At 74.3% G+C, this 23,145-nt stretch carries 17 protein-coding genes and 1 pseudogene; 5 read left to right on the top strand and 13 right to left on the bottom strand.

All coding sequences use genetic code 11. From position 1 onward, the window contains the following. Positions 1–79 precede the first annotated feature (79 nt). Positions 80–1,336, top strand: a complete 1,257-nt coding sequence (locus GB864_RS13405; protein WP_160425870.1) for an Nramp family divalent metal transporter — start codon at positions 80–82, stop codon at positions 1,334–1,336. 56 nt (positions 1,337–1,392) lie between these two features. Further along, a complete protein-coding gene (locus GB864_RS13400) occupies positions 1,393–2,082 on the top strand; it encodes an iron dependent repressor, metal binding and dimerization domain protein (RefSeq protein ID WP_160425865.1) in 690 nt (229 codons plus the stop codon). Between the two features lie 15 nt (positions 2,083–2,097). On the opposite strand, the gene GB864_RS13395 is transcribed toward GB864_RS13400, so the two are convergent. Beyond that, on the bottom strand, positions 2,098–2,847 hold the full coding sequence (locus GB864_RS13395; protein WP_160425863.1) for an NUDIX hydrolase: 750 nt from the start codon (positions 2,845–2,847) through the stop codon (positions 2,098–2,100). A 149-nt stretch (positions 2,848–2,996) separates the two neighbouring features. Here GB864_RS13395 and fgd point away from each other — a divergent pair, with 149 nt between their 5' ends. Then, on the top strand, positions 2,997–4,016 hold the full coding sequence (gene fgd / locus GB864_RS13390; RefSeq protein WP_160425861.1) for a glucose-6-phosphate dehydrogenase (coenzyme-F420): 1,020 nt from the start codon (positions 2,997–2,999) through the stop codon (positions 4,014–4,016). Positions 4,017–4,102: 86 nt separating this feature from the next. On the opposite strand, the gene GB864_RS13385 is transcribed toward fgd, so the two are convergent. Continuing rightward, a complete protein-coding gene (locus tag GB864_RS13385; RefSeq protein ID WP_160425860.1) occupies positions 4,103–6,916 on the bottom strand; it encodes a hypothetical protein in 2,814 nt (937 codons plus the stop codon). A gap of 61 nt (positions 6,917–6,977) precedes the next feature. Further along, entirely contained in the window at positions 6,978–8,810 is a 1,833-nt protein-coding gene (locus GB864_RS13380; protein WP_160425858.1) for an HSP90 family protein, read from the bottom strand. A gap of 139 nt (positions 8,811–8,949) precedes the next feature. Here GB864_RS13380 and GB864_RS13375 point away from each other — a divergent pair, with 139 nt between their 5' ends. Further along, the gene (locus GB864_RS13375) at positions 8,950–9,744 is read left to right on the top strand and encodes an HAD-IIA family hydrolase (protein ID WP_160425857.1); all 795 of its coding nucleotides are present in this window, start codon (positions 8,950–8,952) and stop codon (positions 9,742–9,744) included. 61 nt (positions 9,745–9,805) lie between these two features. Here GB864_RS13375 and GB864_RS13370 read toward each other — a convergent pair whose 3' ends face one another. From GB864_RS13370 to GB864_RS13340, 7 genes are all read right to left on the bottom strand, one after another. Next, positions 9,806–9,985 (bottom strand): hypothetical protein, encoded by a 180-nt coding sequence (locus GB864_RS13370; protein WP_160425855.1) that lies wholly within the window; start codon positions 9,983–9,985, stop codon positions 9,806–9,808. A gap of 99 nt (positions 9,986–10,084) precedes the next feature. Next, entirely contained in the window at positions 10,085–11,509 is a 1,425-nt protein-coding gene (locus GB864_RS13365; protein WP_160425853.1) for an NtaA/DmoA family FMN-dependent monooxygenase, read from the bottom strand. A gap of 99 nt (positions 11,510–11,608) precedes the next feature. After that, a complete protein-coding gene (locus GB864_RS13360; RefSeq protein ID WP_160425851.1) occupies positions 11,609–12,841 on the bottom strand; it encodes an acyl-CoA dehydrogenase family protein in 1,233 nt (410 codons plus the stop codon). Next, positions 12,838–14,169, bottom strand: coding sequence for an acyl-CoA dehydrogenase family protein (locus tag GB864_RS13355; RefSeq protein WP_336604002.1), 1,332 nt, complete (start codon positions 14,167–14,169; stop codon positions 12,838–12,840). Before GB864_RS13355 ends, GB864_RS13360 begins: the two co-directional genes overlap by 4 nt. Continuing rightward, the gene (locus GB864_RS13350) at positions 14,166–14,837 is read right to left on the bottom strand and encodes a methionine ABC transporter permease (RefSeq protein ID WP_160425850.1); all 672 of its coding nucleotides are present in this window, start codon (positions 14,835–14,837) and stop codon (positions 14,166–14,168) included. The genes GB864_RS13355 and GB864_RS13350 overlap by 4 nt, the downstream gene beginning before the upstream one ends. Beyond that, entirely contained in the window at positions 14,830–15,882 is a 1,053-nt protein-coding gene (locus tag GB864_RS13345) for a methionine ABC transporter ATP-binding protein (RefSeq protein WP_160425847.1), read from the bottom strand. Before GB864_RS13345 ends, GB864_RS13350 begins: the two co-directional genes overlap by 8 nt. A 167-nt stretch (positions 15,883–16,049) precedes the next feature. Beyond that, positions 16,050–17,033, bottom strand: coding sequence for a MetQ/NlpA family ABC transporter substrate-binding protein (locus GB864_RS13340; protein ID WP_160425844.1), 984 nt, complete (start codon positions 17,031–17,033; stop codon positions 16,050–16,052). A gap of 334 nt (positions 17,034–17,367) precedes the next feature. Between GB864_RS13340 and GB864_RS13335 the strand changes: the two genes are divergently transcribed. Beyond that, a complete protein-coding gene (locus tag GB864_RS13335; RefSeq protein ID WP_160425843.1) occupies positions 17,368–18,297 on the top strand; it encodes a DsbA family protein in 930 nt (309 codons plus the stop codon). On the opposite strand, the gene GB864_RS13330 is transcribed toward GB864_RS13335, so the two are convergent. The 3 genes and pseudogenes from GB864_RS13330 to GB864_RS13320 all read right to left on the bottom strand — a co-directional run. Beyond that, a complete protein-coding gene (locus tag GB864_RS13330) occupies positions 18,294–19,226 on the bottom strand; it encodes a nucleoside hydrolase (protein ID WP_160425841.1) in 933 nt (310 codons plus the stop codon). The genes GB864_RS13335 and GB864_RS13330 overlap by 4 nt on opposite strands. 29 nt (positions 19,227–19,255) lie before the next feature. Next, positions 19,256–20,194, bottom strand: coding sequence for a ribokinase (locus GB864_RS13325; protein ID WP_160425839.1), 939 nt, complete (start codon positions 20,192–20,194; stop codon positions 19,256–19,258). 15 nt (positions 20,195–20,209) lie between these two features. After that, a pseudogene (locus tag GB864_RS13320) lies at positions 20,210–23,145 on the bottom strand (septum formation family protein); the annotation flags it as partial.

Below are 23,145 nucleotides of genomic sequence, written 5' to 3'. Positions count from 1 at the left end.
CGCCGATCCCGGCGCCGACACCGGCGCCGCCACCGCCCGCGCACCCCGCCCGAACGCCCGAGGCGCCCGCGCCGCCTGGCTGCTCGGCCCCGCGCTCGTCGCCGGGGTCGCCTACCTCGACCCCGGCAACGTGGCCTCCAACTTCAGCGCCGGCGCCCGTTACGGCTACCTGCTCGTCTGGGTCGTCGTCGTCGGCAACCTCATGGCCTGGCTCATCCAGTACCTCTCGGCCAAGCTCGGCGTCGTCACGGGCGGATCGCTCCCGCAGGTGCTCGGCGAGCGCATCCGCTCGAAGACCGGGCGCCGCGCCTACTGGCTGCAGGCCGAGCTCGTGGCCATGGCGACCGACCTCGCCGAGGTCATCGGCGGCGCCGTCGCCCTGTACCTGCTCTTCGGCGTGCCGCTCGTCTGGGGCGGCCTCATCACTGGCGCCGTCTCGATCGCACTGCTGGTCCTGCAGTCCAAGCGCGGCCCGCGCGCGTTCGAGAACATCGTCATCGCGCTGCTGCTGGTCATCGCGATCGGGTTCGTCGCGGGCGTCGTCGTCGCGCCGCCGGACCCGGCCGGGGTCGTGGCCGGGCTCGTCCCGCGCTTCGAGGGCGTGGACTCCGTGCTGCTCGCGGCGAGCATCCTCGGCGCGACGATCATGCCCCACGCGATCTACGCCCACTCCTCCCTCGCCCGCGACCGCTTTCCGGGCGGCGCAGCCCGGGACGACCGGCACAGCCCCGGCGGGCTCGGGCGCACCGATCGGGGTGTGCAGGATGCCTCGGGCCGCACCATCACGACCGCCCGCCTCCTCCGCGCGACGAAGTGGGATGTCACGATCGCGATGATCGTCGCCGGCACGGTGAACCTCTGCATGCTGCTGCTCGCGGCCGCGAACCTCGCGGGCGTCTCCGGCACCGACACGCTCGAGGGCGCCTACGGCGCGCTCGAAGCCGGCCTCGGCCAGGTCGTCGCGACGCTCTTCGCGGTCGGGCTGCTCGCCTCCGGACTCGCCTCGACCTCGGTCGGCGCGTACGCGGGCGCCGAGATCATGGACGGACTGCTGCACGTGCGCGTGCCGCTCATCGCCCGCCGACTCGTCACGCTCGTCCCGGCCCTCGTCATCCTCGCCATCGGCGTCGACCCGACGCTGGCCCTCGTGCTCAGCCAGGTCGTGCTCTCGTTCGGCATCCCGTTCGCGCTCATCCCGCTCGTCGCCCTCACCGCGCGGCGCGAAGTGCTCGGCGCGTGGCGCAATCGCGCGCTCACGACGGCCCTCGGCATCCTCGCCTCGATCGCGCTCGTCACGCTCAACGCGACGCTCCTGTTCCTCGTCTTCACGGGCTGATCCCGCCGGCCCGCCCGGGCACGGGCGGGCCGGCGGCGCCCCGGTACCCTGGAGCGGTGCCGAACGTGCATCCCGCCGTCGAGGACTACCTCAAGACGATCTACGGCCACACCGAGTGGCAGCCCGACCCGATCACCCCCAAGGTGCTCGCCGGGCGGCTCGGCGTCGCCCCGTCCTCGGTGACCGAGATGGTCAAGAAGATGGCCGCGGCCGGGCTCGTCACGCACCAACCGTACGGCGCGATCCGGCTGACGCAGGGCGGCACGATCCGAGCCCTCGGCGTCGTGCGCCGGCACCGCCTCATCGAGACGTGGCTCGTCGAGACGATGGACTACGGCTGGGACGAGGTCCACGAGGAGGCCGAGGTGCTCGAGCACGCCGTCTCCGATCGGCTGCTCGAGGCGATCGACGCGCAGCTCGGGCGGCCGACGGCCGACCCCCACGGCGATCCCATCCCGCAGGCCGACGGCACCGTGCCCTACCCCGACGCCGTGCCGCTGCTCTCCGCGCCCCGCGGGCCCGTCACCGTGCTCCGCATCAGCGACCGCGATCCGGGGATGCTCCGCGCGCTCGACCAGGTCGGGATCGGTCCCGAGATCGCGGCCGACCTGCAGGATGCACCGGGCGACGCTGCTGCGGGCGACCGCGACGAGGTCGACGAGCACGTGGTCGTGATCTCGCGCGACGGCGGGGCCGTGCCGCTCACCGACGCGCAGGCGCGGCTCATCTGGGTCGCGCGCGTCTGACGCCTCGGGCGCCGATCAGTCGAGGCTCGGCAGGTCCGGACGCGGCGAGCGCGGCGCCGGATCGCCGATCTCGTGCAGGCGATCCCGGTCCCACGGTTCCGTCCAGCCGAGCCGGTCGAACATGCGATCGAGCACCATCGCGGTGAACCCCCATACGAGCTGGGTCGTGCCGGATGCCTCGACGAGGAAGCCGGGCCCGCGCCACGTGAGATCGCCGCGGCGCATCACGGTCGACCGCCGGTTCGCGGGGTCGAGCAGTTCGGCCACGGGCATCCGGAACACGAGCGCCGATTCGGCGACGTCGACCGCGGCGACGGGGGTGGGCTGCGCCCACCAGCCGATCACCGGCGTGACGAGGTGGCCCGACGGCGGCACCGGGATGAGGCCGAGCGAGCCGAGCACCTCGACGCCTGCGGGGTCGAGGCCCGTCTCCTCGCGGGCTTCTCGCAGTGCGGCGGCCACGGGATCGGCGTCGCCCGCGTCGATGCGCCCGCCGGGGAAGGCGACCTGGCCGGCGTGCGAGCGCAGCGTCGTCGCCCGGGCGAGCAGCAGCACGTCGAGGTCGCGGCTGACGGCGAGGGCCGGATCGCGGCGCTCGGCCGGCACGTCGTCGAGCACCCCGAAGAGCACGAGCACGGCCGCCGGGCGGGCGGTCGCGGCATCCACGGCCTCGCGCGGGATCGGCCAGGGCGCGAGCGCCTCGGGGTCGGACGCGAACGCGGCCAGTTGCGCCCGCGCCGCGAGGGCGCTCGGTTCCGATCCCATCCCCGGAGCCTACCCACCTCGGCGCACCGCCCAGCGAGTGGACCGGAACGCAGGGTGGAGGGCGCGACGCACCCTGCGTTCCCGTCCACTCGCGGGCTGGGGGATGCCTGCGCCCGGCGCGGGCGCGCGGGCGGTGGGAGGATGGAGCCATGACCCTGAAGCTCGGATACAAGGCCTCCGCGGAGCAGTTCGACCCCCGCGAACTCGTCGAGATCGCCGTCGCCGCCGAGGCGCACGGCATGGAGTCGGCGTTCACGAGCGACCACTTCCAGCCGTGGCGGCACAACGGCGGGCACGCGCCGTTCTCCCTCACGTGGATGGCCGCGGTCGGCGAGCGCACCTCGACGATCCGGCTCGGCACGAGCGTCATGACGCCGACGTTCCGCTACAACCCCGCCGTGCTCGCCCAGGCCTTCGCGAGCCTCGGGGTGCTCTACCCGGAGCGCATCATCGCCGGCTTCGGCACGGGCGAAGCGCTCAACGAGATCGCCACGGGCTTCCGCGGCGCGGGCGCTCAGGACTGGCCCGAGTTCAAGGAGCGCTTCGCGCGGCTGCGCGAGTCGGTGCGGCTCATGCGCTCGCTCTGGAGCGACGAGGAGCAGGTCACCTTCGAGGGCGAGTACTACTCGACCCACGGGGCATCCATCTACGACCGGCCCGAGACCCGCGTGCCCGTCTACATCGCCGCGGGCGGCCCGACGGTCGCGAAGTACGCGGGCCGCGCCGGCGACGGCATGATCGTCACGAGCGGCAAGGGCGCCGAGCTCTACACCGAGCAGCTGCTGCCCGCGGCGCGCGAGGGCGCCGAGCTCGCCGGCCGCGACTGGGACACGCTCGACCGCATGATCGAGATCAAGCTCTCCTACGAGGAGGACCTCGACACCGCCCTCGACAACACGCGCTTCTGGTCGCCGCTCTCGCTCTCGAAGGAGCAGAAGCACGACATCACCGACCCCGTCGAGATGGAGGCCGCCGCCGACGCGCTGCCGATCGAGGAGATCGCGAAGCGCTGGATCGTCGGCACCGACCCCGACCAGGTCGCCGACGAGATCGGGCAGTACATCGACTGGGGCTTCAACCACCTCGTCTTCCACGCGCCCGGCCACGACCAGCGCCGCTTCCTCGAGCTCTTCGAGCGCGACCTGGCGCCGCGACTGCGCGCGCGCTGAGGCGCGGCGGCGCAATCTTCGGTCCCGCACGACGGGGCCGATGAGGCGAGGATGACCGCACCCGCGGGCATCCTCGCCTCGCTCGTTCAGTCCTCGGCGAGCCGGCGTTCGGTCGCGGCGTCCGCCGCCCGTCCGAGCGCCTCGAGGGAGTCGGCGAGCCGCAGCCGTGCGGTCGCGGTCGCGCCGGGGTGGTCGACGAGGCGTTCGATCGCCGCGCCGTAGAGCACCACGGCCTCGTCGTGCCGTTCGGCGCCCTGCAGCGCGTCGGCGGCGACGAGGGTCGCGCTACCCGCGGGGATCGTCGCGCCGGCCTCCTCGAACAGGTCGGCCGCGCCGAGCGCCGTCGCCACGGCCTCGTCGATGCGGCCGAGCGCGCCGAGCGCACGGGCGCGCGAGTCGGTGACGTCGGCCAGCAGGTAGTCCGCCTCGTGCTCGCGCGCGAGGTCGGCGACGACGTCGAAGTCGGCGAGGGCGCGCTCGTCACCGGCGCCGCCGCGTGTCTGGCCGAGCAGGTGTCGGGCGTCGACGTAGGAGCCGATGTACTCCTGATCGCCCTCGACGAGCGCGACGGCCCGCTCGAGCAGCTCGATCCCCTCGTCGCGGTAGTCGAGCCCCACGTGGAGTCGGGCGAGGTCGAGCAGCGTCGTGACGGCGCCGGCCTTCGCCTCGCCCTCCTCGAAGAGGTCGGCCGCCGTGAACCACGCCCCTGCCGCCGAACCGTACTCGCCGGTGTCGCGGAACGCGGAGCCGAGGAGCTGCAGGGTCTCGGCGCGTGCCACGACCGGCGCCTCGGTCGCCGTCTCCTCGTCGTAGACCGACTGCAGGAGCTCGATCGACTCGTCGGCGTGGCCGGCGCGGACGAGCTGCCGGCCCAGTCCGTAGCGGAGGCCGAGCAGCCCGGGCGCCTCGGCGAGCTCGGCCTGCTGCACGGCGAGCCGGTAGCGGGAGACGGCCTCGTCGGGCCGGCCGAGGTCGTCGAGGATCGCCGCCGCGAGCACGCAGTCGTCGAGGATGCGCGCGCGGTCGGCCAGCGCGTAGTCGAGGTCGAGCGCGGCGTCGGCATCGAGGATCGCCGCGTCGAAGTCGCCGTCGCCTGCGTGCAGCCGGGCGCGGAGCCGGTGCGCGTCGCCGCGCGTGACGCGGTCCGCGCCCGGCACGAGCACCCGGTCGAGCGCTTCGACGGCGGACTCGCGCGCGTCGGCGGCGGCGCGCAGGTTCGCCGCGAGCAGCGCCGAGGCGATGCGCAGGCGGTCGTCGGCGGGCAGCGATCCGGCCAGCGCGTAGGCGACCTCGATCGCGGCGGCAGCGCCCTCCCGGTCCTCCGCGGCGAGCCGGGCGTGCGCGAGGGTCACGGCGAGATCGGCGGCTTCGGGCGCCGTGGCAGCGGCTTCGGCGGCGGCGAGCTCGCTCTCGAGCACGTCGAGGTCGGCGGGACCGGCGGCGCCGTGCAGCACGAGTCCGAGCCGTTCCTCGAGCGCGGCGGCCGACTCGCGCCCGGCCGCGCCGAGGGCGGCGATGCGCTCCGGCAGCGCCGCCACGGCCTCGTCCCGCCGGTCGAGGCCGACGAGGGCCGAGACCCGCGCTCCGAGCAGCTCGGCGCGCACCGCGGCGTCGCCGTCGCCCGCCTCGAGCCCCGAGGTCGCGCTCACGAGCGCACCGTCGAGGTCGCCGAGGGCGAAGCGCTCGCTCGTCCGCTCCAGCCACTCGGCCGAGGTCGCCGGCTCGGGCGCCTCGACGGGCGCGGCCGGCGCGAAGCCCTCCGCGGCGAGGGGCACGCCGTAGTGCTCGTCCGCGAGCTCCCGGAGCTCCGCGAGCCGCTCGGCGAGGTGCCGGTTGCCGTTGCGGGCGTCGAAGGCGTCGGCGATCGACGCGGCGGCGGCCCAGGACGCGACCGAGAGTTCGGCTGCCGTCCACGACCCCTCGTGGGCGCCGAAGAACTCGGCGAGCTCCTCGGCGTCGGCGCCGCGCACCGGCGTCGCGCCGTGACCGCTGCGCACGACGGCGTCGAGCAGCACGCCCGCGGCGCCGAGCAGCGCGAAGTGGCCGCGGCGATTGAGCGGGTCGTGCGCGAGCCAGCCGAGGTGGCGCTCGAGGATCGCGAGGCCGCGGGCCTCGTTGCCCGTGATGGCGCAGAAGCGCACGTGCTTGGCGATGATGCCGACGTTGTCGGCGTTGCCGCGGGCGTCGCGGTAGCTGCGCAGGTGGAACGCCTTCGCACGATCGAGCTCCCCGGCGCGCAGGTAGGCGATGAGCGAGTCGGCGAGGGCCCGCTCCGGTTCCTCGCCGCACGTGAACCCGCCGTCGACGAGCTCTTCGTAGAGCACGATCGCCTCGGCCTCTCGGCCCGTCTCGACGAGGTAGTCGGCCGTGGCGCTGCGCACGCACGCGTCGCAGTGGCTGTACTCGTCGCGCGGGGTCGTCGTCAGCACGCGGTAGGCCTCGGCGGCCTCGTCGCGCCACCCGTTCGCGACGGCCGCGTCGAAGCGCGCCATGGCGACGCCCGAGGGGCCGGCGCCCGCCCGCTCGTAGTGGGCCTGCATGTCGTCGAGCACGGCGCGGATCTGCTCGGTGCCGAACAGGGGGCTCGCCGAGAGCGTGCCCGCCATCCACTTGAAGTGCCACAGCAGGTCGACGCCGCCCTCGCCGTCGGGCTGGGCGGGGAAGCGCACGGGGTCGGCGTCGTGCTTGGCGAGGCACCACGCGAAGGAGCTCAGCAGCGCGTCGGAGTCGCCCGACATGTTCGCCGAGGCGTTCAGGCGCAGCCGCACCCGGTACTCGAGCGGCTCGTCGCCTTCGACGAGCGCGAGTGCGAGCGCCTCGTCGACGAGGGCGCGCTCCTCGGCGCCCCACGGCGTGCGGTCGATGGATTCGAGGAGCGCTTCGATGCGTTCGGCGGACATGGGTCCCTTTCAGCGGTTCGGACAGGGTCGAGGGATGCCTCGGGCGGTGCGCCCGCGGACGTCAGTCGGCGAGGCTCAGGGCGACGAGGTCGCCGAGGGCGCCGGTCAGCATGCGGCGTTCGGCGGTGCCGAGCGGTCGATGGCCGGCCAGGAGCGCCTGCACGTAGAGCAGGCGCACGGTGCGGTCGACCACGGCCTCGTCGGCGGCCGTCGCGAGCGAGCGCACGAGCGGGTTCGCCCAGTTGAGGCAGAGCTTCGGCCGGTCGGCGGCGGCGGGACGCGCCGCGGCACGGGCCTCGCCGAGCCGTCCGAGCACTCCGCTCCAGAGGGCCCCGGAGGCCTCGCGGGCCGCGTCGCGCGTCAGGCTGCGCAGCGCCTCGGGGTCGGCGAGGTAGAGCCCCGGCAGGTCGGCGGGCTCGAAGCGGCGCACCACGACGTCGCAACGCACCTCGGCGAGCGCGGCGCCCGCACGGCGCTCGAGCTCGAGCGCGGCGGAGCGTTCGGCGAGCGGCGGCGGGTCGAGCACATCGAGCTCGGCGGCGACCGTGGCGCGTTCGACGGTGACCCCCTCGAAGCGCAGCGGCAGCTGCCGCACGATGTCGGCGTCGTGCACGTAGCCGCCGTTGACGACGGGCCGGTCGGGCGAGGCGATGGCCGCGATCTGGCGGAACTCGTCGACGGTCTCGGTGTAGCGCAGGTGCGGGTGCTCGCGCACGAGCTCGTCGATCGTCATGACGCCGATCGACGTCTCGACGGTGAGCCAGCGGGTGATGAAGGCGGCGAGCTCCTCGTCGTGGACGACGAGCGACTTCAGGCCGAGGTGGTGGATGCCGACGAACTCGGCCAGGCGCCGGGGCTGCTCGACGCCGAGGCGCAGCACCCAGGCGCGCACGGCCGCGCCGAGCTCGGCGCGGGTCGCTTCGAGCGCCTCGTCCTCCACGAGGTGCTCGCGGGAGGCCGTGGGCTTCAGCCCGCTCGAGTCGACGACGGCGCGTACGAAGAACGCCCACGAGGGCAGCAGGTCGTCGGCGCGCGGGTCGACGAGCATCCCGCCGAGGTGCACGCGGTCGGCGCGCCGGGCGCCCGGAGCGGGTTCGACGGGCAGCACGAACGCGGTGCCGCGCGTGCCCGTGGCGGGCGAGTGCAGCTCGATGACGTCGAACGGGGCGCGCCCGAGCAGCTCCTGGCCGAGCTCGCGGAGCTCTCCGCGCGCCGCGGTGCGCTCGGCCCCGGTCGCCGCGAAGACGGGCCGCCGGTTGATCGTGTCGAACGTGCCGTCGGCCGCGCGGACGGCGATCGGGACGGGCAGGTACTCGGCGTAGCGCCGGGCGAGGTCGTCGAGGGTCGCGCGCTCCCGGTAGTGCGCGTCGTCGGCGCGCGGCTCGAGGGCGACGACCGTGCCGACGGCGAGGTCCGCGGCTTCCGCGTCGTCGAGTGCTCGCACGGCGAAGGTGCCGTCGATCGCACCGACCCATTCGACGCTCGAGCCGTCGCGCGCCGAGCGCGAGCGCACGGTGATGCGGTCGGCCACCATGAAGCAGCTCAGCAGCCCGATGCCGAACTGGCCGAGGAAGCCCTCGCGCGGCAGATCGAGCAGGTCGCGCTTCGAACTCCGGCCGACGGTCGCCAGCAGGTCGCCGACCTCCTCGGCGGTGAGGCCCACGCCGTCGTCGACGACGCGCAGGGTGCGCTCGCCCGGCTCCGGCGGCAGGATGCGCACGCCCCACGCCGGGTCGAGCCGGCCCTCGTGCTCGGCGCGCGCCGTGATCGCGTCGCGGCCGTTCTGCAGGAGCTCGCGGACGAACACCTGCGGCCCGGAGTAGATGTGCCGGCCGAGCAGGTCGATCACCCCGCGCAGATCGACGAGGAAGGGGCGGGACGTGGTTTCGGACATGCGGGAAGAGCGCTCCGGACGTGGTCGGGTTCCGCGGCGGATCGCGCCGCACGAGTCATCCTGGCACGGGCCCCCGACGCACTGCCCGGCCGCCGACGCACGGGCGCGGCGGGGCGCCCGGGACGCGTAGCCTGGGCGCATGGGACGACGCGACGAAGTCGAGTGCTGGCTGACCGACATGGACGGCGTGCTGGTGCACGAGAACCACGCGCTGCCGGGCGCCGCCGAACTGCTGCAGCAGTGGGAGGACAGCGGCACGCCCTACCTCGTGCTGACGAACAACTCGATCTTCACCGCGCGCGACCTCTCGGCGCGGCTGCGCGCGAGCGGCCTCAACGTCCCCGAGGACCGCATCTGGACCTCGGCGCTCGCGACCGCCGACTTCCTGAAGCAGCAGCTGCCCGGCGGTTCCGCGTTCGTCATCGGCGAGGCCGGCATCACGACCGCGCTGCACGAGGCCGGCTTCATCATGACCGAGACCGATCCCGACTACGTCGTCGTCGGCGAGACGCGCAACTACTCGTTCGAGGCCATCACGAAGGCGATCCGCCTCATCGGCAGGGGCGCCCGTTTCATCGTCACGAACCCGGATGCCACGGGCCCGAGCGCCGACGGCCCGCTGCCCGCGACGGGCGCCATCGCGGCCCTCATCACGAAGGCGACCGGCATGGAGCCCTACGTCGTCGGCAAGCCGAACCCGATGATGTTCCGCTCGGCGCTCAACAAGATCGGCGCGCACTCCGAGAACACCGCCATGATCGGCGACCGCATGGACACCGACATCGTCGCGGGCATCGAGGCGGGTCTGCACACGGTGCTCGTGCTCACGGGCATCAGCGATGCGCGCGAGGTCGAGAAGTACCCGTTCCGCCCCGACGAGATCGTCAGCGGCGTCATCGACCTGGTCGGCCCGCCCGTCGAGGTCGAGCTCTAAGCGGCATCCTCGGCTGCGGGGCGGCGGCACGTCGTTCTCACGGCGTTCCGCGAACCTTGCGTCAGAGTCCTCCCCAGAACCGGCCGCGCTCCTTCTGCCGCTCAGCGTCGGCGATGCCGTCGGCCTGCTCCCGATTGCGTCCCCGCACCTTTTCCGAGTGGCGCCACCACGAGAAGAACCACTGCGTCGCGGCCCACAGCACGACGATCGCGCCGAGTCCGGCCCAGAACGTCCAATCCATGGATGCCTCCTCGCGTCGTGCGCCCAGGCTACGCCGCGACCGGCCCGCCCGCCTCCCCGAATGCCCGGTCGCCGGGCGCGACGTCGGGGAGGGCGGCCGTCAGCGGGCCGCCGCCAGCGCCCCGGCGCCGAGATCGAGCGGCGGCACCGGCACGTCGAGGTTCGCCCCGCCGCGGTAGCGGGCGGCGATGTGGTGCTCGGGCAGCCGGTCGCCGCGGCCGAAGAGCCGTTGGCGCAGCGTCGTGGGCTCGCCGTCGTCGGCGACGAGCCGGCCGCGGCGGCGCAGTTCAGGCACGACGAGCTCGGCGAAGTCGCGGGCCGTGTCGAACGAGTGGTACTGGCGCAGGTTGATGCCGTCGATGCCGTCCTCGTCGAGCCAGCGCTCGATCTCGTCGGCGACCACCGTCGGCGTGCCGGCGACGAAGTAGCGGCCCTCCCTGGAATCGAGCAGCCCGTCGAGCGCCTCCCCGACCGTCTTGGCGAGGGGCAGGAACGGCACGGCCGAGGCATCCGCGTCCGATCGCCGCACCGCCTCGGCGACGGTGATCGAGCGCGGGAAGGCGGTCAGGTCGAGCGGCAGCGACGAGTGGGCGAGGATGCCGTCGAGGCTGCGCGCCTCGCGGTAGCGGCGCCACTTCTCGGCCGCCTCCTCCTCGGTGCGGCCGACGACGACGCCCGCCTGCACGAGGAACTTCAGGTCGTCGCGGCCGCGGCCGTGCCGCTCGGCGGCGGCCGTCATCCCGGCGGCGTTGGCCCGGAAGTCGGCGGCGCTGCGCCCGCCCGTGAAGACGAGCTCGGCGTGCCGGCCGGCGAACTCGATGCCCGCGGGCGACCCGGTCGCCTGGTAGAGCACGGGGGTGCGCTGCGCGGACGGGTGCACGATATGCGGGCCGGCGACGCGGAAGTGCGCTCCGACGTGGTCGATGTAGCGCACCTTCGACGGGTCGGTCACGACGCCGCGCTCGCGGTCGTACACGAGCGCGTCGTCGTCCCACGAGCCTTCCCAGAGCTTGTAGAGCACGTCGAGGTACTCGTCGGCGATCGCGTAGCGGCGGTCGTGGGGCACTTCGCCGTCGAGTCCGAAGTTGCGGGCGGCGTTCGGGAGGTAGCTCGTCACGATGTTCCAGCCGAACCGCCCGTTCGTGAGGTGGTCGAGCGTGGAGGCGCGGCGGGCGAACGCGAACGGCGGCTCGTAGGTCGTCGAGAAGGTCGCGCCGAAGCCGAGGCGCTTCGTGACCGCGGCCATCGCCGGGATGACGAGCAGCGGGTCGAGGTTCGGCGACTGGAGTCCCTCGCGCAGCGCCGTCTCGGGGCCGTCGCGGAAGACGTCGTACGCCCCGACGACGTCGGCGAGGAAGACGCCGTGGAACCCGCCGTCCTCGAGGATCTCGGCGAGCTCGCTCCAGTAGCCGAGTTCGTCGAAGCGATGCCGTTGGTTGCCCGGCAGGCTCCACAGGCCGTGCGAGATGTGGGAGACGCAGGCCATCTCGAACAGGTTGACGATGAGGGGCTTCGGCTCGGTCATGGGGGGATCCTTCCAGCGGTGCGGGGTCGTCGGGCGGGGCATGACGAACGGTGTCGGGCGCACGGCGCGGGCGATGGATGCCTCGTGCCGCCGCCGCGCTCACCCTTCGCCCGTGCTCCACCACCCGGCGACGGGGGTGCCGGCGAGGCGCAGCTCGCCGAGGGCGCGCGCCTTGTAACGCGCCGGGTTGTGGCTCGCGACGGTGCGGGCGTTGCGCCAGTGGCGGTCGAGCGCGAGGTCGGCGTCGGTCGCGCTCGCCCCGCCGACCTCGAAGAGCTTCGTGGAGGCGTCGAGCACGTTCGGCAGCACGACGAGCTGCGCGCGGGCGGTCTCCGCATCGAGCCGTTCGACGATCGTCCGGAGTTCCTCGTCGGCGGCGCCGCCGAGCTGTGCGGCAGTGGACGCGTCGAGGCCGGCGGCGACGCGGGCGACCGCGGCGTCGGCGGCGAAGGAGGCGGCGTCGAGTTCGCCGACGACCTCCTGCACGATCGGGTCCCCCGCGGCGGACGGCCCCGAGCCGTGGCTGTAGACCCGAGTGCGCGCCCGCACGAACCGCACGGCGTCGTCGAGCACGGTCCGACCGATCCCGGCGACGACGGCGAGCAGCACGAGCTGCACGTAGGCCGATCCGTGGGAGGGCCGCCGTTCGCCGAAGCGCACGACCGCGCGCTCGTCGACCTCGACGGCGTCGAACACGGTCGTGCCGCTGCCGGTGAGGCGCTGCCCGAACCCGTTCCAGTCGTCGATGCGGTCGACGCCGGGCGCGTCACCGCGCACGAGCACGCCGACGTGCTGGCCGTCCTCGTCCTCGGCGGCGACCGACACGATGTCGGCGAAGAGGGCCCCGGTGCTGTAGTGCTTGGTGCCGTCGAGACGCAGCCGCCCGTCGGCGCCCCGGGCGAGTTTCGTCGAGAGCGAGCCGACCTTCGCCGCGGTGCGTTCGTGCGAGGCGTTCCCGATGACGAGCCCGTCGGCGACGAGCCGGAGCCGGGCGTCCCGCTCGGCCGACGGCGGGGCGAGCGCCGTGCGATCGACGAAGGAGAAGTGCGAACGGTAGAGCTGCGCGAGGTTCGGGTCGCGGCGGGCGAGTTCGGCGAGCAGGTCGAAGAACTCGGCATGGGACACCCCCTCGCCGCCGTGCTCGATCGGCAGCGTCACCCGGGTGAAGCCCGCGTCTCGGAGGCGGGCGACCTCGGCATGCGGCAGTCGGCGCTCCCGTTCGCGCCGGGGCGCCTCCGCGCCGAGCTCGTCGAAGAGCGCGCGGAACCGCTCGACGAGCGGCGTCGAGGCGGCCGCGGCGGCGCCCGTGGGAATGGATGCCTCGATCGTCATACGTCCTCGCCTCCGTCCCGCTGCGCGGAGGTGCCGCCGGGCGGCGCCGTCGTTCCGGCCGCCGGCGCGCCGGGCGCCGACCACTCGGGCAGCGTGCCGTCGAGCTCGAATTGCCCGAGCGCGGCCAGCCGTTGCACCGTCGGGTTGTGCGAGGCGATCGTGCGGACGTTGCGCCAGTGCCGGTCGAGCGCCGGCCCCGTCCCGACGGCCGACGCACCGCCGACCTCGAAGAGTTCGGCGAGCGCGCCGAGCACGAGCGTCGGCACCGTATGCTGCGCGCGGAATACGGCGAGCTGCGCGTCGCGAGCCTCGTGCCCGGCCGCCTCGCCGCGTCGGGTGCGCTCGAGCACGCCGCCGAGCGTCTGCGCCGCGTCGAGCACGATCGCCCGCGCGCCGGCAGCGACCGCGGAGAGCCGCCCCACCTGCGCCTGCACGAGCGGGTCGAGGCGCGGCGGCCGCGAACCGGCGAACCCGAACGTGCGCTCGCGCGGCCGCACGAACGCGACGGTGTCCGCGAGCGCCCGCTCGGCGACGCCCGCGACGACCGCCAGCAGCACGAGCTGGAAGACCCCGCCGATGAGCGGAGACCGGGTGGCATCGCCGCCGCGCTCGACCTCGACGGCCTCGACCGAGGCATCCTCGAACGTCGTGGTGCCGCTGCCGGTGAGCGGCTGGCCGAAGCCGTCCCAATCGTCGATCGAGACGACCCCGCGCTGCCGCGTCGACACCGTGAGCGCGACGCGCTCGTCGCCCTCGAGCGCCGCGAGATGGATCCAGTCGGCGTAGATCGAACCCGTCGTGTAGAACTTCCGGCCGTCCAGGCGGAGCGAGCCGTCGGCCCGCCGCGCGAGCCGCGTGCCGAGCTCGCCGAGCGTCTGCCGCTCCGACTGGGCGTTGCCGACGAACTCCCCCGCCCGCACCCGGTCGGCCCAGATGCGCAGTCGCGCCGGGATCGGCTCGCCGCCCGGCCCGCCCGCGCCGATCGCGGTCTCGAGCCGCAGCCCCTCGACGAACGCGAGGTGGCCGCGCTGGACGTGCGCGAGGTTCGAGTCGGCCGCGGCGAGATCGACGAGCCGCGCGATCACGGTCTCGAACGGCAGGTCGGCACCGCCGAGCTCGACGGGCAGGCGCTGCGCGCCGAACCCGGTCGCCTGCACGGCCCGCACCTCGTCGTGGAGGAGGCGCCGTTCGCGCTCGCGGGCCGCCGCGCCGGGGGCGAGGCCCTCCAGCAGCGCCCGGAACGCGGGCTCGTCGAACCCTCCGGTCGTCGTGGGCCGCGCCGCGCCGGCACGGGCATCCGGGATCGCCTCGATCGTCACCGCCGTCACCGCCCCTCGTGCAGGACCAGCCGGGCGACCCGGTTGCCCGCGAACTGCGCGAGCTGCACGATCGTGATCAGCACGGCGATGACGATGAACATCGTCACCCAGTCGAAGCGCTGATAGCCGTACGTCATCGCGAGGTCGCCGAGCCCGCCGCCGCCGATGACGCCCGCGACCGCGGTCGCGTCGACGAGCGCGACGAAGATGTACGTCAAACCGAGCGTGAGCGGCCCGAGGGCCTCGGGGATGACGATCGTGAAGAGCACCCGCCACGGCCGCGCCCCCATCGCGGCGCCGGCCTCGATGACGCCGGGATCCACCGCGACGAGGTTCGACTCGGCGATGCGCGCGATGGCGACGCTCGCGACGAGCGCGAGCGGGAAGATCGCCGCGATCGGTCCGATGCTCGTCCCCATCACGAGCCGGGTGACCGGGATGAGGGCGACGGCGACGATGATGAACGGCACCGGACGCACGACGTTGATGACCGCGTTGATGGCGTTGAAGACGGCCGAGTTCGCCAGCAGGTTGCCGGGCCGCGTCGCGTAGACGACGAGGCCGAGCAGCACGCCGAGCACGGCGGCCGCCACGAACGCACCGGTGACCATGATGAGCGTCTCCAGGAACGCATCCCAGATCTTCGGCAGCAGGGTGGAGAGATCGGTCTCAGGCATCGACGGCCTCCAATTCGCGCGGACCGGACAGTTCGGCGACCTCGGCGACCTCGGCGAGGTCGCGGATCGCGGCGTCGACGTCGACGTCGGCCCCGAGCAGTTCGACGGTGAGCGTGCCGAAGAGCCGCGATTGCAGTTCGCTCACGCCGCCGTAGACGACGTTGAAGTCGACGCCGTGCGTGCGGGCGATGCGCGAGAGGAACGGGTCGTTCGACTCCCGATCGCCGACGTGGATGCGCACGAGCCGGCCCGTGTGGACCGTGCGGATGCGCGCGAGCGCGCTCGCGGGCGCCTCGTGGGCCACGACCGACGAGACGAATCGTCGCGAGGTCGGGTGCGTCGGGTTCGCGAACACGTCGTAGACCGTGCCGTGCTCGACGACTTCGCCGTCCTGCATGACGGCGACCTTGTTCGCGATGCTGCGCACGACGTCCATCTCGTGGGTGACGAGCAGGATCGTCACGCCGTACTCGCGGTTGACGCGGCGCAGCAGGTCGAGCACCTCGCCCGTCGTCTGCGGGTCGAGCGCGCTCGTCGCCTCGTCGGAGATGAGGATGTCGGGGCGGCTCGCGAGCGCCCGGGCGATGCCGACCCGCTGCTTCTGGCCGCCCGAGAGCCGACGAGGGTACTGCAGCGCCTTGTCGGACAGGCCGACGAACTCGAGCAGCTCCTCGACGCGATCGAGGATCTCGGCCTTCGGCAGCCCCGCGAGCTTCAGCGGATAGGCGACGTTCTGGTAGACATTGCGCGACTGCAGCAGGTTGAACTGCTGGAAGATCATGCCGATGCGCTGCCGCACCGCGCTGAGGTCACGGCCGTTCAGCGCCGTCACGTCCCGGCCGTCGACGACGACGCGGCCGCTCGTCGGCCGCTCGAGGGCGTTGACGGTGCGCAGCAGCGTCGACTTGCCGGCGCCGGAGTAGCCGACGATGCCGTAGACGTCGCCGCGCTCGACGGACAGGTTCACGTCGCGGAGGGCCTCGAACTCGCGGCCGTCGACGGCGAAGGTCTTCGAGACGTGCTCGAAGGAGATGGCGGTGCTCATCAGGCCTCCTGATCGTGGGTGGGTGCATCGGACGTGCGGGTCGCCGCCGGTCGAGTCGGGCGAAGCCCGTATCGAGACCACGCCGCGGCGGTCGGTTGGTCGAGTCGGGCGAAGCCCGTATCGAGACCGTGCCGGCGGGCCCGCGCGGACCCGCCGGCGCGGACGGCTCAGCCGTTCGCCCGGGCGAAGTCCTCGAGCTCGGTCAGCTTGTCCTGGAGCTTCGCCGGGTCGAGGTCGACGATCACGGACGCGCCGTGCGAGTCCTCGTCGAGGCCGGCCTGCACGCGCGGGTCCTGGTAGACCTCGCGCAACGTCTCCCAGACCGCGTCGTCGGCGCGTTCGGGCGTCGTCGCGATGAAGTTGACGTAGGGCAGCGAGTTGTCGGCGAGCGCGTCGTCGAGGTAGAGCGCGTCCTCGGCGGTGATGCCCTGGCTCGGGTCGAAGTACGAGGTCCCCACGACGACGGCGTCGACGGTCGGGTCGTCGAGCTGCTGCGGGATCGTGAGCGCCTTGATCGGCACGAACTCCAGTCCCTTCGGGTTGTCGGTGACGTCGTCGGGCGTCGGGTAGATGCCCGCGGCCGGGTCGACCTCGATGAGGCCGGCGGCGGCGAGGATCCCGAGTGCGCGACCGCCGTTGGCGGGGTCGTCGGGGATGACGATGCGGGCGCCGTCGGGGAGTTCGTCGAGGTCCGTCAGCTTCGAGGAGAAGATGCCCCACTCGACGATGACCGTGGAGACCACCGGCACGAGCTCGGCGTCGTTCTCGGTGTTGAAGGCGCTGAGGAACGCGCTGTGCTGGAAGGCGTTGGCGTCGACCTCGCCGGCGACGAGGGCCGTGTTCGGCAGGGTCCAGTCGTCGGTGAAGTTCACCCATTCGATCTCGACGCCGTGTTCGGCGGCGACCTCCTGCACGGCGTCGTTGAGCGAGCTCTCGCCGGAGCTCGCGACCTTCAGGTGCACGGTGTCGCCCGCGGCCGCGACGTCGGCGGTGGCCTCGCCGGCACCGGCGAGGTTGACGGCGACGACGGCGCCGCCGGCGATGAGCGCCGCGGCGCCGATCCCGGCGATGAGGCCGATGCGGCGGCGCTTGGAGCGCTGGTCGAGTGCGCTGCGGAGTTCGCTCTGCGGTGCGTCGTTCGGTGCGGACATGGCGGCTGCCTCTTTCGTTCGATGGGTGTCGATGGATGCCTCGGCGGACGGTTCCCCGCTCCGACCCGGCCATGCTGCACGGCCGTCCGACCCGCGCGCATCCGGTCGCGTCACGTCCGGTCGCGCCCGGTCATGCGTCGTCGCCCGCCGTCATCCGGCGCCCGCCCGCGTCATCGGGCGCCGTCCCGACGCAACCCGGCGTCACGGCCGGTGAGGCCGGCTCTCGGCCGCGATGCCGCCCACAGCCGGCTCCGTGCGCTCGCTGGGCCGATCGATAGCCGGCGCGCGTACGTTCGCCGCGGCGCGCGTCCCGCACGCCTTGGAAGGAGCCGACGTGTCCAAGCCCGTCCCGCGCAGCGAGTTGCGCGGCATGTCGAAGAAGGAGCGCCGGGAGTTCCTTCGCGAGGTCAACCGCATCCAGCGGGAGAAGGCGGCCCGGCAGCGCCGACGGCGACGGATCGCCGGGTGGACGGCCCTCGGCGTCGGCGTCGCGGCGGCGGGCGTCGGTGTGGGCTTCGCCGTGCACGCCGAGATCGACCGCGCGCACCTCGGCCCCGCGAACCTCGCGAGCGACGGACTGCTGCTCCAGGGCGGCGGCGACGGCACGTCCATCGTCGCGACCACGAGCGAGGCGCGCGAGATCGACGCGGAGCCCGTCGCCTCGACGGTCGACCGCTCGACCGGCTTCCTCGACCTCGCCCTCTACGTCGATTACGCCGACCCCGACGCCGCGACGCTCTGGGCGACCGACGGCGCGACGATCGTCTCGGCGCTGCAGGCCGGGACCCTGAGCCTGGAGCTCCACCCCATCGCGCCCGGTGCCGACGAGTACTCGTACGCCGCTCACGCCGCGGCCGCGGTCGCGTGCGTCGCGAACACCGAGCCCGACGCCGCCCTGTACCTGCACGACGCGCTCCTCAACGCCGTGACGAGCGGCGAGCAGCCGGCCATCTCCGACCTCCGGGGCCTCGCCGAGGACGCCGGCGTCACCGACGAGGATGCCCTCGACTGCATCGACGACGGCGACGAGCGCGACTGGGTGAGCGTGGCGACCGCACGGGCCGCCGCCGGCACGGCCTCCGGGCAGTCGGTCGACGCGACGACGCTCTTCGTCGCCGGCACGCCCTACACGGACGCGCTCGACGACGTCGACGCCTTCACGGCGTTCCTGTCGGCCCGGGCGGCCGAGCTCGCCCCGGCCGCGACCGAGGATGCCGGCGCCGACGCGTCGGCCGGAGCCGACGACACCGCCACGGACGGTTAGGCGAGTCGCGCGAGCGCGTCCGCCACGAGGTCCCAGAACCCGTCGACGTCGAGCCCGACGGCCACGTGCGCGTTGGGCTCGAGCCCGAGGATGCCGTCGAGGTCGGCGAGCGTCGCCCCCACCGTGTGGGTCCCCGCCAGCTCGACGTCGAGACGCACCGGTCGCCGCGCCACGAGCGCTGGCGCGACGACCGCCGCGGCGGCCACCGGGTCGTGCAGCGGCCCGTCGGGCAGGCCGAAGACCTCGCGGTTCGTCGCGCAGAAGAACTCGAGCAGCTCGTCGCCGAACGCCGCGGTGCGGGTGCCGATCGCCCGCACCCGCGCCTGCACCCGCTCGTCGACGAGCGCGAGGTGGGTGACGTTCAGCCCCACCATCGTGAACGGCACGCCGCTGCCGAGCACCCGGTCGAGCGCCTCCGGATCGACCCACGCGTTGAACTCCGCCGCGGGCGTCGCGTTGCCGCGATCGGTCGAGCCGCCCATCCACACGATCTCGCGCACCCCGTCCGACAGCTCCGGATGCTCGCTGAGGAACACCGCGACGTTCGTGATCGGCCCGGTCGCGACGATCGTCACCGGCTCTTCCGCCTCGCGCACGACGTCGGCCATGAGCGCGGCGGCGGAGCGGGGATCGAGCGGGACCCCCGGTTCCGGCAGCTCCGGCCCGCCGAGGCCGTTCTCGCCGTGGATCCACTCGGCCGTGCGCAGCTCCCGACCGATGGGGCCGGGCGAGCCCGCGGCAACGGGCACGTCCGTGATGCCGGCGACGGAGAGCGCGATGCGGGCGTTGCGGCTCGTATGCGCGAGCGGCACGTTGCCGCCGACCGTCGTCACCGCCCGCAGGTCGACCTCGGGCGACCCGGCGAGCAGCCAGAGCGCGAAGACGTCGTCGTGGCCGGGGTCGCAATCGAGGATGACGGGCACGGGCACGGCGGGCTCCTTCAGTCGGACGGACTCCGTCAGTCTGCCGCGGCCGCCGCGGCGCGGGCCAGCACGACCGCCCGCTCGGCGTAGGAGCCGACCGTGCCGGGCGACTCGACGGCGCAGGCACCCGCCGCCGCCGCGAATCGCACGGCCTCGTCCAGGCCGAGCCCCTCCGCGAGCGCCGCGGCGAGCGTGCCGGCGAAGCAGTCGCCCGCGCCCGTCGTGTCGACCGCGACGGCATCGAACGCCGGTCGATGGGTCGCACGGAGTGTTCCCGTGGCGTCGACCTCGGCGAGGACCGCCCCGGAACGGCCGAGCGTCACCACGACCGAACGGGCGAGCCGGCCGACCGACGCGGCGGCCGCCGCCAACCAGGCGTCGACGTCCGCCGCATCCTCGGCGATGCCGACCGCCCGGGCCTCGGACTCGTTGACGACGAGGGGGTCGGCGAGCGCCAGGGTCGTCGGAGCGACGCCGATCACGGGAGCGAGGTTGAGGACGACGCGGAGGCTCGCGGCGGCGGCCCGCGCGACGACGGCGTCGACGACCTCGGCCGCGAGTTCGCCCTGCGCGAGGACCGCGCCGACGCCGAGGTCGAGGGTCTTGACGTCGTCGAGGCCGACGGTAGCGTTCGCACCCGGGGCCACGACGATCGTGTTCTCCGCCGCCGCGTCGACCGTGATCGCGGCCGCTCCCGTCACGACGCCGTCCACGAGGCGCACCTCGTCGACGCCGACCCCGAGCCGGTGCAGCTCGTCGAGCGCGAAGCGCCCCGAGGCATCCGCCCCGACCGCCCCGACGAAGCGCACCTCGGCGCCGAAGCGCGTCGCGGCGACCGCCTGGTTGGCGCCCTTGCCGCCGAGCGCGACGAGGGTCCGCCGGGCGAGGACCGTCTCACCGGGGCCGGGGAGCCGCTCGACGTAGTGCGTCGTGTCGACGTTCACCGACCCGACGACGAGCACGCGCGCTCCCATCGGCGCCCCGCTCGACTACGCCGCCGGGCCGGGACCCGCGAGCGAGGCCGTCAGCGCCTCGCCGCCGCTGCGGCTCACGAAGCAGTAGAAGTTGCGCACCCCGGAGTCCCACTGATCGGCCGTCACCGGGTACGTCGACTGCATCTGCAGATCGGGGATGCCCGCGGCGGCGTTGACGTCGATGACGCCGTCGGCCGCGCAGCCCGTGCCGGCCTGCTGCATGAGCGCCTCTTCACCGGGGAACGCCGCGCCCTCCTCGGCGACGATCGTGCCGCGGTAGACGAGCTGGGCTGCATGGGGGGCGGCGCAGTCGACGACTGCGAACTCCGTGTCCCACGCGGACGTGAACGGGTCGAGGCACTCGCCGCCGAACAGCGCGTCCCAGCGGTACGTGCCGCCCGGAGCCTGCGCCGCGGTGGGCGCCGGATCTGCCGCCTCGGACGTCTCGGTCGGGCCGGCGGCGGTGTCGTCCGTGCCGGTCTGACGGAATCCGAACCACCAGACGACCAGCAGGATCAACAGCGCGACGAGGCCGACGGCGACCCACACGAGCACCTGGACGACGGACGCGCCGCCCTCGTCGCCGGGACCGCGGCCCGAGCCGCCCGAGCCGCCGCGCCCGCCGGCACCGGCTCCGACGAGCTCCCGGCGGTCGGAACCGGAGCGGTCGGAACCGTGGCGGTCGGAACCGGCACGGTCGGAGCCGGTGCGCCCAGCGGAGGCGTACCGGTCGGCGGAGCGATCGTCGCGCCCCGATGTGCCGCGAGCACCGGCGAACGGGTCCTGGCCGCCCCGGGGCTCCCGGGCCGGCGGCTCGACCCGCAGCGGGCCGTAGCCGTCGTCCGACAGGGAGGCGAAGGGGTCCTGACCGAAGCCGTCGTGCTGGGCGGCCGGCGAACCCGCGCCCGCCAGGATCGGCACGGGGCCCGTCGGGGCGAAGAGCGCGGCGAAGGGGTTCTCGTCCTCGTCGAACTGCCGATAGCGGTCGGCGTCGTAGCCGTCGTCGAACGGGTCGCGGCCGCGATTCGGCAGCCGGTCCAGCACGGGTCGGTCGTCGAGGTCGTCCGGGAGCACCGAGATCGCTTCCGTGAAGGATCCGAGTCGCTGCTGCTCGATCTGGTCTCGGCCGAAGGGATCCCACCACGGGTCGGCCTCGGCGTCGTCGGCACGCGGATCGGCCGCGGTCGGGTCGGCGCGGAGCCCCCAGTCGAAGAAGGCCTCGTCGCCGGGAGCGTGCTCCGCCTCGGGGCCTTCGACCTCGTCCGCGAGGCTCCAACCGTTCGCGGCTCCCACGGCCGGAAGGGCGCGGGTGGCTTCGAGCGGCTCAGCGGGTTCCTCGAAGCTCCGTCGGCGCACGGGCGGATCGATCTCGTCCTGCTCGCGGCCGCCGAAGAGGTTCCAGAGCTCGTCGCCCTCGGCGGCGGTCGCCTCGAGCTCCTCGGGCAGTCCGGCGCCTTCGTCATGCTCGGCCTCGAGCGCGGGCACCCACTGGCCGTCGGCCGTCTGCACCCACTCGACGCCGTCATCGGCGCCGTCCTCGGAGTCCGCCCACTCGTCCTCGACGGCTGCGGCGGCGGGGCGCTGCACCCACTCGCCGTCGGCCGTCTGCACCCACTCGTCCTCGACGTCGTCGTCGGCGAGCGACCAACCGCCCGCCGCGGGCTGCTCCACCCAGGCCGCGGCCGGCGCGACCTGCTCGGAATCCCGGCTTGCGGGGCGCTGCACCCACTCGCCGTCGGCCGTCTGCACCCACTCGTCCTCGGCGTCGTCGTCGGCGAGCGACCAACCGCCCGCCGCGGGCTGCTCCACCCAGGCCGCGGCCGGTGCGGCCTCCTCGGCGTACTCCGGCTCCCAGCCCGTCGCGGCCTGCTGCACCCACTCGCCGTCGGCGGTCTGCACCCAGCCGTCGGCCTGGTCCGCCCACGAGTCACCGGACTGCTCCGCCCAGCCGGCCGCTGCGGGCTCGGCCGCCCACGTCTCGGCGGGCTGCCGGATCCACTGCCCGTCGGCGGTCTGGACCCATTCGTCCTCGGCGTCGTCGTCGTCCGTCTCGGCGCCGGTGTCGGCGAACGCCGCCCACAGCTCGTCGTCCCCGGGCATGCCCAGACTGCGAGCGGGCTCGGGCGCCGGCGCGGCCGCGGCGAGACGCTCGGCCTCGGCGCGCTGCAGTGCCTCGAACTCCGCGAACGCGGCGAGCTCGGCCTCTTCGCGACGCGCGCGCTGGATGGCCTCGAACTCCTCGCGGGCGACGCGCTCCGCCTCCTCGCGCTGCGCGCGGAGCTGGGCCTCGAACTCCTCGCGGGCGACGCGCTCGGCCTCTTCGCGCTGCGCGCGCTGCATGGCCTCGAACTCCTCGCGGGCGACGCGCTCCGCCTCCTCGCGGCGCGCGGCGATCTCACGGGCGGCGGCTTCACGAGCCTCGGCCTCTCGGGCGGCAGCCTCGCGAGCCGCGGCTTCGCGTGCGGCAGCCTCACGGGCGGCAGCCTCACGAGCGGCAGCCTCACGAGCGGCAGCCTCACGGGCTGCGGCCTCACGAGCCGCGGCTTCTCGGGCTGCGGCCTCACGAGCCGCAGCCTCACGCGCTGCGGCCTCACGAGCCGCAGCCTCACGCGCTGCGGTCTCACGGGCCTCGCGCTCGGCTGCCTCGCGTGCGGCGGCCTCACGGACGGCTTCGGCGCGCTGCGCCGCCTCGAAGCGGGCACGGAGGTCGGCGTCGGCGCGCTCGCTCTCGGCACGCTGGGCCGCCTCGCGAGCGGCGGCATCGGGTTCGAACGGCCCGTCCGCGGAGCGACGCCCGCGACGCGCGTCGTCGCCCCCGCCCCACGAACCGGTCGAACGGTAGTCGGTGACGGGCTGCGGCGTGGACGGCACGGCGGGTGCGGGCGGCGGGGCGACCGGCTGCACCGCCGGGGCGGGTGCCGGACCGCCGACGAACGGCGGCGGCACCGGAG

The organism is Agromyces seonyuensis (assembly GCF_009789225.1).
Lineage (GTDB): Bacteria > Actinomycetota > Actinomycetes > Actinomycetales > Microbacteriaceae > Agromyces > Agromyces seonyuensis.
The sequence above is the reverse complement of the archived record's forward strand: the minus strand, read 5'-3'. Positions and strand labels throughout refer to the sequence as shown.

Coding starts and splice junctions, on each gene's coding strand:
- GB864_RS13395 (WP_160425863.1), bottom strand. CDS start 2,847: ATGGGATCGGAACCGAGCGCCCTCGCGGCGCGGGCGCAACTGGCCGCG.
- fgd (WP_160425861.1), top strand. CDS start 2,997: ATGACCCTGAAGCTCGGATACAAGGCCTCCGCGGAGCAGTTCGACCCC.
- GB864_RS13385 (WP_160425860.1), bottom strand. CDS start 6,916: ATGTCCGCCGAACGCATCGAAGCGCTCCTCGAATCCATCGACCGCACG.
- GB864_RS13380 (WP_160425858.1), bottom strand. CDS start 8,810: ATGTCCGAAACCACGTCCCGCCCCTTCCTCGTCGATCTGCGCGGGGTG.
- GB864_RS13375 (WP_160425857.1), top strand. CDS start 8,950: ATGGGACGACGCGACGAAGTCGAGTGCTGGCTGACCGACATGGACGGC.
- GB864_RS13370 (WP_160425855.1), bottom strand. CDS start 9,985: ATGGATTGGACGTTCTGGGCCGGACTCGGCGCGATCGTCGTGCTGTGG.
- GB864_RS13365 (WP_160425853.1), bottom strand. CDS start 11,509: ATGACCGAGCCGAAGCCCCTCATCGTCAACCTGTTCGAGATGGCCTGC.
- GB864_RS13360 (WP_160425851.1), bottom strand. CDS start 12,841: ATGACGATCGAGGCATCCATTCCCACGGGCGCCGCCGCGGCCGCCTCG.
- GB864_RS13350 (WP_160425850.1), bottom strand. CDS start 14,837: ATGCCTGAGACCGATCTCTCCACCCTGCTGCCGAAGATCTGGGATGCG.
- GB864_RS13345 (WP_160425847.1), bottom strand. CDS start 15,882: ATGAGCACCGCCATCTCCTTCGAGCACGTCTCGAAGACCTTCGCCGTC.
- GB864_RS13340 (WP_160425844.1), bottom strand. CDS start 17,033: ATGTCCGCACCGAACGACGCACCGCAGAGCGAACTCCGCAGCGCACTC.
- GB864_RS13325 (WP_160425839.1), bottom strand. CDS start 20,194: ATGGGAGCGCGCGTGCTCGTCGTCGGGTCGGTGAACGTCGACACGACG.